The 11,643-nt window shown below is 63.8% G+C and carries 13 protein-coding genes; 9 read left to right on the plus strand and 4 right to left on the minus strand.

The features are described 5' to 3' along the window. Window positions 1-62: 62 nt before the first annotated feature. The 5 genes from AC4FS3_RS25265 (at window position 63) to AC4FS3_RS25285 (ending at window position 2,052) form a co-directional block, all read left to right on the plus strand. Window positions 63-314 carry a type II toxin-antitoxin system prevent-host-death family antitoxin gene (locus AC4FS3_RS25265; protein ID WP_491022788.1) on the plus strand — a complete coding sequence of 84 codons (252 nt, stop codon included), beginning with the start codon at window positions 63-65 and terminating at the stop codon, window positions 312-314. Beyond that, window positions 311-508, plus strand: a complete 198-nt coding sequence (locus AC4FS3_RS25270; RefSeq protein WP_491022789.1) for a hypothetical protein — start codon at window positions 311-313, stop codon at window positions 506-508. Before AC4FS3_RS25265 ends, AC4FS3_RS25270 begins: the two co-directional genes overlap by 4 nt. 25 nt (window positions 509-533) lie before the next feature. Beyond that, the gene (locus AC4FS3_RS25275; protein WP_491022790.1) at window positions 534-728 is read left to right on the plus strand and encodes a hypothetical protein; all 195 of its coding nucleotides are present in this window, start codon (window positions 534-536) and stop codon (window positions 726-728) included. A 119-nt stretch (window positions 729-847) separates the two neighbouring features. After that, window positions 848-1,411: a hypothetical protein gene (locus tag AC4FS3_RS25280; RefSeq protein WP_491022791.1), complete on the plus strand. Its 564-nt coding sequence runs from the start codon at window positions 848-850 to the stop codon at window positions 1,409-1,411. Continuing rightward, the gene (locus AC4FS3_RS25285; RefSeq protein ID WP_491022792.1) at window positions 1,411-2,052 is read left to right on the plus strand and encodes a DUF8835 domain-containing pootine; all 642 of its coding nucleotides are present in this window, start codon (window positions 1,411-1,413) and stop codon (window positions 2,050-2,052) included. Before AC4FS3_RS25280 ends, AC4FS3_RS25285 begins: the two co-directional genes overlap by 1 nt. Before the next feature lie 33 nt (window positions 2,053-2,085). Here the strand turns inward: AC4FS3_RS25285 and AC4FS3_RS25290 are convergent, their stop codons facing one another. Further along, a complete protein-coding gene (locus AC4FS3_RS25290) occupies window positions 2,086-2,376 on the minus strand; it encodes a hypothetical protein (RefSeq protein ID WP_491022793.1) in 291 nt (96 codons plus the stop codon). A gap of 164 nt (window positions 2,377-2,540) precedes the next feature. On the opposite strand from AC4FS3_RS25290, the gene AC4FS3_RS25295 reads away from it, so the two are divergent. Together AC4FS3_RS25295 and AC4FS3_RS25300 are read left to right on the plus strand one after the other, a co-directional pair. Then, on the plus strand, window positions 2,541-2,951 hold the full coding sequence (locus AC4FS3_RS25295; RefSeq protein ID WP_491022794.1) for an antirestriction protein: 411 nt from the start codon (window positions 2,541-2,543) through the stop codon (window positions 2,949-2,951). Between the two features lie 805 nt (window positions 2,952-3,756). Further along, complete coding sequence (locus AC4FS3_RS25300) at window positions 3,757-4,080, plus strand: DUF736 domain-containing protein (RefSeq protein WP_088233864.1); 324 nt, start codon at window positions 3,757-3,759, stop codon at window positions 4,078-4,080. A gap of 144 nt (window positions 4,081-4,224) precedes the next feature. Here the strand turns inward: AC4FS3_RS25300 and AC4FS3_RS25305 are convergent, their stop codons facing one another. Continuing rightward, window positions 4,225-5,082, minus strand: coding sequence for a DUF4238 domain-containing protein (locus AC4FS3_RS25305; protein WP_491022795.1), 858 nt, complete (start codon window positions 5,080-5,082; stop codon window positions 4,225-4,227). Window positions 5,083-5,559: 477 nt separating this feature from the next. Here AC4FS3_RS25305 and AC4FS3_RS25310 point away from each other — a divergent pair, with 477 nt between their 5' ends. Continuing rightward, window positions 5,560-9,897, plus strand: a complete 4,338-nt coding sequence (locus AC4FS3_RS25310) for a strawberry notch-like NTP hydrolase domain-containing protein (RefSeq protein WP_491022796.1) — start codon at window positions 5,560-5,562, stop codon at window positions 9,895-9,897. Between the two features lies 1 nt (window position 9,898). On the opposite strand, the gene AC4FS3_RS25315 is transcribed toward AC4FS3_RS25310, so the two are convergent. Next, window positions 9,899-10,120, minus strand: a complete 222-nt coding sequence (locus AC4FS3_RS25315; RefSeq protein ID WP_491022797.1) for a hypothetical protein — start codon at window positions 10,118-10,120, stop codon at window positions 9,899-9,901. Further along, window positions 10,107-10,391 (minus strand): BrnT family toxin, encoded by a 285-nt coding sequence (locus tag AC4FS3_RS25320; RefSeq protein ID WP_491022798.1) that lies wholly within the window; start codon window positions 10,389-10,391, stop codon window positions 10,107-10,109. Before AC4FS3_RS25320 ends, AC4FS3_RS25315 begins: the two co-directional genes overlap by 14 nt. 56 nt (window positions 10,392-10,447) lie before the next feature. Here AC4FS3_RS25320 and AC4FS3_RS25325 point away from each other — a divergent pair, with 56 nt between their 5' ends. Next, window positions 10,448-11,491 carry a DUF7146 domain-containing protein gene (locus AC4FS3_RS25325; protein ID WP_491022799.1) on the plus strand — a complete coding sequence of 348 codons (1,044 nt, stop codon included), beginning with the start codon at window positions 10,448-10,450 and terminating at the stop codon, window positions 11,489-11,491. Window positions 11,492-11,643 lie beyond the last annotated feature (152 nt).

Here is an 11,643-nt window from a genome sequence, read left to right on the forward strand (position 1 = left end):
GGTGCGAAAGGCTTGCAGAATATGCAAAATATCTGTATATTCTGTATGAAGGAGATTTCGCAATGCCCCATCTGCCCGAGTTCAAGGCCGCCGACCTCACGCGGCATACCAGCGAGTTGTTCGATGCTGCGATCCGCTCTCCGATCGCGATCACCAAACATCGCAAGCCGAAGTTCGTCCTGATGAGCATGGACCAGTACCAGAAGCTCGCAGGCGAAGCGAGCCAGCAGGCGCATTTACTCGATGAGATGCCGCTCGACCTGAAGGCGCTGATGATTGCCGGGTTGGAGCGCGATCTGGGGGGCCGGGAATGAGTGAGCCGAAGGCGGGCGAGGTCTTCCGATATCCGTTCCTGTGGAAACGGCAGGATTTGCAGGGCGAGACCGAGGGGCGCAAATCGCGACCCGTCTGCATCGCGGTGACCATTGCCAATGCGAATGGTGAAACGGTGGTGGTTTATCCTGCCGATCACCACGCAGCCGCCCATCGCGGGCCGCCACGCCGTTGAGGTGCCGGATATCGAGGCGCGCCGTGTGGGACTTGACCTGCATGTCCGCAAATGGGTCATGCTCGACGAGATCAATACCGACATCATCGAGCGGTCCTGGGTCTGGGAAGACCGCACGCCCATGGGGGCGTTCAGCCCGGCGTATGCGGCGCAGATCAGGGCAAGTCTGCTTGCTCTGGCGAAGGCCGGGACAGCCTCGATCACGGATCGCCTGAAATAGTCGATGTGCCGCGGCCGCAGCTCGGCGCGGCGATTCAGGAGCGAGAGGCCGGAGTGGTTTTCCGCGATGGGTTCTGAGGTGGGAGAGAGACTTCCGCCGCCCGTCGTGGAGTTGCCGCGATGTCCTTTCCTGTTTCCACTGCCGGGTTCCGCCGGGCTGGGCCGATCCTCGCCGATCAGACCCTTGCCCGTCCTCGACTGGCGCAACGCACCCCTATGACCATCACCTGTACCGGCGAGGCGCGCTATCTCGACCCGGATCTCGAGCAGTGGGCTTTCGAGCGTAGTGTCTCTCTCGGCACCTGTGACATCCTTGCGGCAGCGATGCTGCTGGTCTCAGAACGTCTTGCGTGCGACGCCATTGCCTGCGGTGATGATCCCGCGCTCCGTTTCACGCCACAACTGATCGCGGTTCTGGATGCCGAACACGGGTTGGTGCTGGCTGGCGAGGTTGCAAATGGTGGCGTGACCTGGCTTCAACCCGTCCGAAGCGATGCAGAAGCGCGGGCGGTGGTCAGCCTGGCCTGCAGCCAGCGGGCTGAAGCACAGCATCTTGCGGTTCTCGGCAGACATGCCGAAGCCAACCGTCTGCGCAGGCAGGCGGCCGCGACCGAGGGGCGCCTGGTCGATCCGTTCTGGCGCGATGCCGCGCAGCTTGCGCTTCTGCAGGGGAGGGCCGCGTGATGCCGTCGATCATCGAGATCACGGTCTATCGCTTTGACGAGCTGCCGGAGGCCGGGAAAGACAATGCCCGGGCCTGGTACCGTGAGGGCGCCTTTGATCACGACTGGTATGATGCCGTCTACGAGGACTTCCAGCGCATTGCGGAAATCCTCGGAATCCGTCTGCGGACCCGCACCTCCCGGCTGATGGGCGGAGGCACCAGCGAAAGCCCCTGCATCTGGTTCACCGGGTTCTGGTCACAGGGGGATGGGGCGGCGTGGGAGGGCAGCTATGCCTTCAGCAAAGGCGCTTCCACTGCCATTCGCTCCTATGCGCCAAGTGACCACGAACTGCATCGGATTGCCGATGGGCTTTTGGAGATCCAGCGCCGCAACTTCTATCAGCTCCGGGCGGATGTCCGGCATCGCGGCAACACCTATCATGCCTTCACCATGGACATCGCTGTCACACGCGAAAGCCTGGTTGGTCAGGACATGACCGAAGATGCCGAGAGCACTGTTACCGACCTGCTGCGCGATCTTGCCCGCTGGCTCTACCGACAGCTTGAACAGGCATACGACTATCTGTCTTCCGATGCCGCGGTTGATGAGGCAGTGCTCGCCAATGGTTACACGTTCACGGAAAGCGGACGGAGGGCCTGATCCACGGGGTTCCAGTCGGGCTGCGATCAAGGCTCAGCGATTGCTGTCGATCCACCGGGACAGCAGCTGCTTGTCGCGGAAGCATTCATCCGGGATGGCGCGCCGCCGCAGCCGTGCAAGCCGTTCGGCAAAGGCGACCTGCTTTGAGGTGGGTTGGCCATCGTCCAGAGGTTTCAGGCGCGACTGCGCCTCGATCCAAGTGCTGAGGCTGCGGCGGTCCTGCTGAACCTCCCAGGGCAAGAGGGTTTTGTTCCGGAGCGCGAGCGAGCGGGCATAGGCGATCTGGCGCGGCGTCACCGCCAGGGCATCAGGGACAGCTTCCATCGTGGATCTCCCTTGCTGAGTTGAGTTTCAATATAGAACATATAAGGAACAAAATCAACCGGCGCCGGGGAGAGGCAGAGCGGGGAGGGAACTCTATGAGCCGGGCGGCAGGAAAGAGAGCGCCGCCGGGCTCGAGGTTTTCCCTTTTCGAGGAGTTCGATCCCATGAGCACGATGACGTCTGTTGCCCGGGTGGCCGAAGTGCGCCGCCCTACCTTTTTGCCCGAGCTGTTCGGGCCGACCCGAATGCTTGTCGCCGAGAACATGGTCTATGCCATGATGGATAGCCTGAGCCCGCTGGACTACGCCGGAGGCCATTGGGACTATTATGAGCAAGGCGAGCGGCCGCTCTTCATGGCCCCGATCTCGAAAGCGCGCTACCGCATGGCCTGCAGCGGCAACGGCTGGCAGGGCGAGGTCTCGGCCGAGGCGGCAGGGATTATCGCAACGCTGTTCGCCTTCTCGCACCTCTCATTCCACCATGCCGCTGACCAGCTCGTCGAGGGCTATGCGCGGCTTTATGAATTTGCGGGCGATCATCCTGAGGCCGCCGAGATTTTTCAGGCCATCGACTGAGCCCCTTTCCTGTCATGCTTGCATGAGCCCTCTACACCCTTCGACGCTTGCGTCGGAGGGTATTCCTCTTTGGCTGGCACCTGTCGCGCTCTCACTCACCGCTTCTGCTGCGTTCCCGGCGTCGTCCGCTCTGCCATACGGTTGGCACAGACCGCTTGCTCCATATTGGCCTCTGGCCGACGCGGCCATTCGACCGAGGCTCTGGTCGGTGTTTTCCCCCCCCCTTGTCGTTATGACCGTGCATGGATCATTCTTTCCCTCTTTCCGGCCTCTTTGATTGTGGGGTTCGCAGATCGGCGGCACGCTCTGATCGCACTTCGTGCCCTGCCCCTCTTCGCGGTCGAGCGCTCGGGCGGCAGGTGCCGATCCGGCGGCCCGACCAGTATCCGATCTGGTGCAGCGCCTTGCCCATGGCGGCAGGTCGGCGGGGAAGGGCGCAAGCCCTCCTGTTCACAGCTGGGGTGAACATCGCCTGTGATTGCCTGTCGGATCTTCCTGGCGGTTCCTTCAGGATCGCCGCTGTCTCCTGTCTCTCTGGTGGGGACGGGACCGCTCGCATGCGTCCTCTGTGATGGGCTGATCTGGCTGAAGACCAGCGCGCGGGCGCGCTTCGACGTCTCGGCGCAACAGCGTCGTTGAACTTTCTTCCCCTGCCGACGGTGCCGTCATTCCTCGCGAGCCAAGAAAGCCCTGCCTCTGCTGTCACGGTCCCGGGCGGGACTGCGCCGGCCGTCGTCCCCGGCCTGTCGATCGCCATCGAGGCCGCACTGGAGCGGGCCCGAACATGAGAGAATGGAGACAGACAATGGCGACCATCGGCACCTTCAAGAAGACCGGCAACGAATACACCGGCGAAATCGTCACCCTGAGCGTTCAGGCCAAGGGTGTGCGCATCGTCCCCGACCTGCGGGCCACGGGCGACAAGGCCCCGACGCACCGGATCCTGGTGGGCCGCGCAGAGATCGGCGCCGCCTGGTCGAAGCGCTCGACCGAGGGGCGGGACTATCTGGGCCTGAAGCTGGACGATCCGAGCTTCTCGCACCCGATCTTTGCGAACCTCTTCGACGACGAGGACGGCGAGGGCTACAGCCTGATCTGGTCGCGCCCCAACGGCAACCGGGGGGATTGATCCCCCCCACCACAAGGCCCCGGTTGGAAGACCGGGGCCTCTGGAGTTTTGCGAAAAAATGGGCGGATCGATGGCTCCTGCAACAGCAACTCCAAAGGTCGCGCGCCGGCATAAGCATCGAGGCGGCGGTGTTCCTTTGCCTTCTCAAGGGCTTTCGTTCGGGTGCCGATGGGTGAACACATCCCGAAATGCATTCCGCCAGATATGGGCGTTCACCGAAGCGCCGCCGTCTTCCAGGCCGTAATACGCCCCCTCCGGTTCGTCCTTCTTGTGGTCCATCATCAGGATGCGTGTTGGGCACAGAGGGTAGATCACCCGGGTCTCGGTGTTCGGGATTCCTCTGAAAACGCCGTCGCCGTCTGTGATCACCACCGGGTCATCTGAGGTGATGAATGACGATGTCTCGGAGATGAGCATGGACCAGCGCAATTTCATCAACTCTGTGGCCAATCCCGCCGCATCGCCAACCCAGTCATTCCAGTCTTTTTTCAGCTCTTCTTCACTCCTGCTGGTGAAGGCGCCCCAACCCTCTGCATCGAGTTGGGTTCTCTGCCCGTTGATCGTGAGAAAGTCCGGCAGACCATGTTCAATGCTCTCTGTTTCCACAAAGGAGACCAGGTTCTGATGAACCGTTTTCCATTGCTCAAAATGCCGGGGAGTTCGCAGAAAGGATGACGCTGCCAGCAGGGACAGCATCATCCGCATGTGCCGATTTGTCAGGTCCGGACTGCCGCAGCACACGTGATCCCAAACTGGCTCGCCGAACCATCTTTCCAGCATGGAGAGTTTCTTCTCCAGGGGATCGGATCGTCTGCCATCGGGTCCCTTCGGCGCGTAAAGATGAGCTTTGACAGGAACCTTCTTGATCGGTTTCGACTCGATTTCACCAGTTCCGGTATTGGTTCGCCAGACTTTTGTGCGAGCTGGGTCATAAGCCCACCGTTTCAGGTAGCCTTGTGGCACCCAATGGCTCTCACGGGTGACTTGCGGGTTCTGCGCCAATATGAACCTCCCACACGGCCAAATCTGGTAAGAATCTATCGCAGGTTCGACGCTTGCGTTGCAACGCATGAAGGGGGGCCTGCTTTTGCCCCCAGAATAATTCTGCCTTGATCCAGCTAAGCTTCGTCAGGCTGCGGGATTGTGGCTATTTGCAGCGATCGAAGAATTACCGGTTCATCCACAGGCATATAGCATTCGGTTTGGGCCGTCTCCCGGCATTGCCGGGACCGGGCTCAGGTCCTGACGGACGGAAGCCAGCGTCGCCGTCTTCCCCCTTTCGGGCATAGATCCCTGACGCAGGGCCCGCCTGAGGTGGGGCGAGCCGAATGAAGTGCCGAGGCGATCGCGCCGAGGTTACGGGCCTGTCTCGATCAACGTGAGAGGTCGAGAGGGGGCCGGAACGGGCAGGTTCCGGGCGGTTGAGAGAGAGCGCTGTCCGGGGCAGTCCCGCGTTCCGCTCTCCCGAGGATCTCCCAGATGAACGACCTGTCCCCCGCGACCACGGCGCAAGCGCCGGTCGCGCGCACTCCTGTTCTGTCCGCGCCCTGCATTCTGGCTGCAGCGCAGGCGCTTCTCACGCATCTCGAACGCGGCCAGCGCATCGACAGCACGATGCTGCGCGGTGCCATGGAAACCGCTTTCGGCGCCTCAGACGCTTCCGGCCTCTGGGACTGGAAAGACGCCTACGAGGCCTGCGAAGTCGCCACGATTCTGTTCCTGCGCAAATTCGGCCGCGCGCTATTCCGCAAGGCGGCAGCGCCCGAGGCGCGCCTCGCAGCGCTGACGAAGGTCGCGGACCTGCTGCCGAGCCATACAAGGCGCTCTGAGGAGAGCCAGGCGCTGCAGCAGTTCAGCACGCCCCTTCCACTCGGGATTGCGGCCCTCACCGCTGCGGCGATCACGCCCGCGGATGTCGTGCTGGAGCCCTCGGCCGGCACCGGCCTGATGGCAATCCTTGCCAACATCGCTGGCGGCAGCCTCACACTCAACGAACTGGCCGAGACCCGCGCGGATCTCCTCTCTACCCTCTTTCCGGCCCTGCCTGTCACCCGGTTCGATGCCGCGCAGATACATGACCATCTCGATGCCGGGGTGGTGCCCTCGGTGGTCCTGATGAACCCGCCGTTCTCGGCGCTGGCCAATGTCACCACTCGCGTGGCCGATTCTGCTTCCCGCCATATCGCTTCCGCTCTGGCGCGGCTCGCCCCTGGTGGGCGGTTGGTGGCGATCACCGGCGCGGGCTTCGGACCTGACGCACCGGCCTGGCGCGAGACCTTCATCCGGCTGCAAGAGCATGGCCGCGTGGTGTTCACGGCGGCCGTGGATGGCGCCGTCTATGCAAAGCACGGCACCACGTTCGACACCCGGCTGACCGTGATCGATAAGATCCCGGCCGAGCATCCTTCCTCCTTCCCGGCCTCTTCGGGCATAGCGCCCGATGCCGCGACCCTGCTCGGTTGGGTCACCGCCCAGGTGCCGCCGCGCAGTGCGGTCGATCTGCCCCAGCCACCGGCACCGACAGCACCGGCCGCCGCCCGCACGGCGCGCTCCTATCTCGCCCGCGCCACTACGACGCAGCCCGTGCGGGTTGTGCCAACCGCCCCCAATGCGGTTGAGCTCGCCTATGACACGCTGGACTGGACGCCGCCCGAGACCGCCCGGCTCTCGGATGCGATCTATGAAGAATACGCCCTCCAGGTGATCCACATTAACGGCGCGGCACCGCATCCGACCAAACTGGTGCAATCCGCTGCTATGGCCTCGGTCGCGCCACCCCGACCCTCCTACCGGCCACTTCTGCCCGCCGACATCTGCGCCCGCCTCTCGGATGCGCAGCTCGAGACGGTGATTTATGCGGGTGAGGCGCATAGCGACCACCTCGCCGGCAACTGGACGCTGGACGAGACCTTGGACACGGTCAGCGCTGCGGCAGCGGGTGCTACCGGGGCTGTCCGCTTTCGGCGCGGGTTCATGCTTGGGGATGGCACCGGCGCGGGCAAAGGCCGGCAATCGGCCGGGATTATTCTCGATAACTGGCTGCGGGGACGGCGCAAAGCGCTCTGGATCTCCAAATCCGACAAGCTGATTGAGGACGCACAGCGCGACTGGTCGGCGCTCGGCCAGGAGAAGCTGCTGATCACGCCGCTTTCCCGCTTCGCGCAGGGCAAGGCGATCACCCTGTCGGAAGGCATCCTCTTCACCACCTATGCGACGCTGCGCTCGGATGATCGGGGGGAGAAGGTCTCGCGTGTCCGCCAGGTCGTGGACTGGCTGGGATCGGATTTCGACGGGGTGATCATCTTCGATGAAAGCCACGCCATGCAGAACGCCGCCGGTGGCAGGGGCGAGCGGGGCGATGTCGCCGCCTCGCAGCAGGGCAGGGCGGGTCTGCGGCTACAGCACGCGCTGCCCGATGCGCGCGTGGTCTATGTCTCCGCAACCGGCGCGACGACGGTGCACAATCTCGCTTATGCGCAGCGCCTTGGCCTCTGGGGCGGTGAAGACTTCCCGTTTGCGACCCGGGCCGAGTTCGTCCAAGCGATCGAAGCCGGCGGCGTCGCTGCGATGGAGGTGCTGGCGCGCGATCTGCGCTCGCTAGGCCTCTATACCGCGCGGTCGCTCTCCTATGACGGGGTCGAATACGAGCTGATCGAGCACCAGCTGACCGAAGAACAGCGCCGGATCTACGATTCCTATGCCGGAGCCTTCGCCGTCATCCACAACAATCTCGATGCGGCGATGGAGGCCGCCAATATCACCGGTTCCGACAGAACGCTGAACCGTCAGGCTAAATCCGCAGCGCGCTCGGCCTTCGAGAGCACCAAGCAGCGCTTCTTCGGCCATCTGCTGACCTCGATGAAAACGCCGACCCTGCTGCGCTCGATCACCGAGGATCTGGAGGCGGGCCACGCGGCCGTCATTCAGATCGTCTCGACCGGCGAGGCGCTGATGGAACGGCGGCTGGCGGAGATCCCCACCGAGGAATGGAACGATCTGAACACGGACTTGTCGCCCCGCGAATATGTCATGAGCTACCTGCAACATTCCTTCCCGGTGCAGCTCTATGAGCCCTTCAGCGATGGCGAGGGCAACGTCAGCTCGCGGCCCGTGTTTCGGGATGGCCAACCCGTCGAGAGCCGCGAGGCGGTCTCCCGGCGCGATGCCATGATCGAACATCTGGCTGGACTGCCGCCGGTGCCGGGGGCACTCGATCAGATCATCCAGCATTTTGGCACCGACACGGTGGCGGAGGTCACGGGGCGTTCGCGGCGGATCATTCGCAAGGGCGAAGGCCCGGCGGCGCGTTTGGCGGTCGAGAACCGCGCACCCTCGGCCAACCTCGCCGAGACTCAGGCCTTCATGGATGACGGTAAGCGCATTCTCGTCTTCTCAGATGCGGGCGGCACCGGGCGGAGCTATCACGCCGAGCTCTCGGCGCGGAACCAGCGTCTGCGCGTGCATTACCTGCTGGAACCGGGTTGGAAGGCAGATACCGCCATTCAGGGTCTCGGGCGAACGAACCGCACGAACCAGGCGCAGCCGCCCCTGTTCCGGCCGATTGCCACCGATGTGAAGGCCGAAAAGCGCTTCCTCAGCACCATCGCGCGCCGCCTCGACACGCTCGGAGCCATCACCCGCGGACAGCGCCAGACCGGCGGGCAGGGGCTGTTCCGGCCCGAAGACAATCTGGAAAGCCCCTATGCCCGCGCAGCATTGCGTCAGCTTTACCTCCTGCTGGTGCGCGGCAAGGTGGATGGGTGTTCGCTCGAGCGGTTTGAATCCGCCACCGGCCTGAAGCTGATGGATTCAAACGGCATCAAGGATGAGCTGCCGCCGATCACCACCTTCCTGAACCGGCTGCTGGCGCTGACTATTGAATTGCAGGGCATCCTCTTCACAGCTTTCGAGCAGTTGCTGGAGGCGAAGGTCGAGGGCGCAATGGCAGCCGGGATCTATGATCTGGGCCTCGAGACGCTGAAGGCCGAGAGCTTCACCGTCACCGACCGTCAGGTGATCTACACCCATCCCGGCACCGGGGCCGAGACCCGCCTTCTGACCATTACCGAACGACGGCGCAATACGCCGCTGCTGGTTGATGCCGCGCTCGACGAGTTGGATGACCCGCGCGCGGTCCTGTTGGTCAACAGCCGCTCCGGTCGCGCAGCCGTGCAGGTGCCAACCACCTCGATCATGCTTGACGATGGCGAGATCGAACGCCGAGTACGCTTGATCCGGCCAATGGAAGCCTTCAGCATGTCCATCAGGATGATGAGTGACACGCTTTGGGTTGAGACCGACAAGAAGACCTTCGCGACCGCGTGGCGCGCGGAGGTTGCCGATGTGCCGGAGTTCTCAGATGCCACGCTGCATGTGGTCTCGGGGCTGCTTCTGCCTGTCTGGAAGCGCCTGCCGCAGGATGAGACCCGCGTCTATCGCCTGCAGACCGATGACGGCGAGCGGATCATCGGCCGCCGAGTATCGCCCGCCTGGGCCACGAACGCCACCACGAGCGGCGCGGCCAGCCTCACGCCGGAGCAGGCCTATGCGGCATTGCTCGACGGACGGACCGTCCTCGATCTTGCCGAGGGCCTGCAACTGCGCCGGTCACGCATAATGGGCGCGAACCGGATCGAACTGACCGGCTTTTCGGAAGCGATGCGGGAGCGGCTTCGGGCCTGGGGGCTCTTCAGCGAGATCATCTCCTGGAAACTGCGCTTCTTCGTGCCGGTGGGTGCGAATGGCACTGATATCCTCGCCAAGCTGCTGGCGGTCTATCCGATCAGCTGCATCACCGAGCGTGAGGCGGCACGATGACCTATCCCGCCAGCGCTTTCCGCAGCGCCTCAGTGACGAAGGCGCTCTTATTGCCGACATCGTTCAACTTCGCGGCGATATCGGCGTCGATCATCAGGTTCATGCGAACCTTCTTGTCGCCCGGCAGCAATGACGGGCGTCCACGCCGGGCTGTGGCGAAGAAGCTGTCACCGAGATCGCCGACCTCGCCATCGCTGTCGATCAGGGGTCTATCCTTGTTCATAGCGCTTCCTTTCCCTTGCGTTGGCTTTGCGCAGGCTGATCACCCGCAGCGCCCTGCCGCGGATACACCAGGCGACCACGCAAAGCCGGTCCTGGATCGGGACGAGGCTGACGAAACGGCGCTCGCCATATTCCTCCCGCAGATCCTCGGCAGTCAGGGCATCATCCCAACGCGCTGCGGCAACATCGGCAAAGTCGAGGCCCCGCTCCTGCAGGGTACGCGCGCGTTTGTCTTCGTCCCAGTTCAGATCCATGCGCTCAAGATAGGGCAACTTGCCTCGCGGTGCAATAAAGGTGTGTATGATTATTCTTGGCAGGAGGCGGCGTAATGGCTCGCATCGTTGCCGCCGATCTGTCGCAGCGTCTCGGCCAGCAGGCCGAGGCGGTGTGCCGGCACTACCTTTCAAATGGCCGCAAACAAGGCAACTATTGGCAGGTCGGCGATGTGCGCAATGAACCGGGGCGGTCGATGTTCGTCCGCCTCACCGGGCCAGCCTCGGGCAAGGGGGCAGCGGGCAAGTGGACCGACGGTCAGAGCGGGGAGCATGGCGATCTGCTCGATGTGATCCGCGAAACCCTCGGCCTCAGCGACTTCGCCGATGTCGCCGAGGAGGCCCGGCGGTTTCTCAGCCTGCCGCAGCTGGAACCAGCACCGGAGGCGAAGACGCGCAGATCGGCACCAGCTCCTTCTGGATCGCCTGATGCTGCAGACCGGCTCTGGCGCATGTCGAGATCCCTCCGGGGCACGCTGGCCGGCACCTATCTGCGCAAGCGTGGCCTGACGGATCTGCGTGAAACGGACAGCCTTCGCTTCCACCCTGACTGCTACTACCGTCCGGAGGGCGAGGGTCCAACCGAGACCTGGCCCGCACTGATCGGTAAGATCACCGACCTCGACGGCCAGCTCACCGGCGTGCACCGCACCTGGCTCACCCGCGATGGCAGCGCGAAGGCGCCTCTCGATCCTCCACGCAAGGCGATGGGGGACCTGCTCGGCAACGCGGTCCGGTTTGGTCAGGTGCAAGATGTCATGGCGGCAGGGGAGGGCATCGAGACAGTGCTCTCGCTCCGTCAGATCTTGCCTAAGATGCCGATGGTCGCGGCACTCTCGGCGGGACATCTCGCAGCCATCCTCTTCCCGGCAACTCTGCGCAGGCTCTACATCATCCGCGATAATGATCCCGCCGGCGACAGTGCGCGGGACAGCCTGGTCGCCCGGGCACACGAGGCCGGGATCGAACCCATCACGCTCTCGCCCATGCTGGGAGATTTCAACGACGATCTAACGGGGCCGGGTCTGGAGGCACTTCGGGCGCAGGTCCGGGGGCAACTCGCCCCCGAGGACGTCAGCCGCTTCATGACCGTTCGCTGATCCGCCGGAACGGGGTGGGTGATCGGGCGGGCGTGCTCCTGCCCGGGCAGACAGAGGAAGCAACCCCCTTCGGCGAGAGGACCGCGCCGAGGCCTTCTCAGAGGGCGAGCGGCCCACAAACGCTCCGGCCCGGCAATGGCGGCGCCCGACTG

This window comes from Pseudogemmobacter sp. TB195, assembly GCF_058313095.1.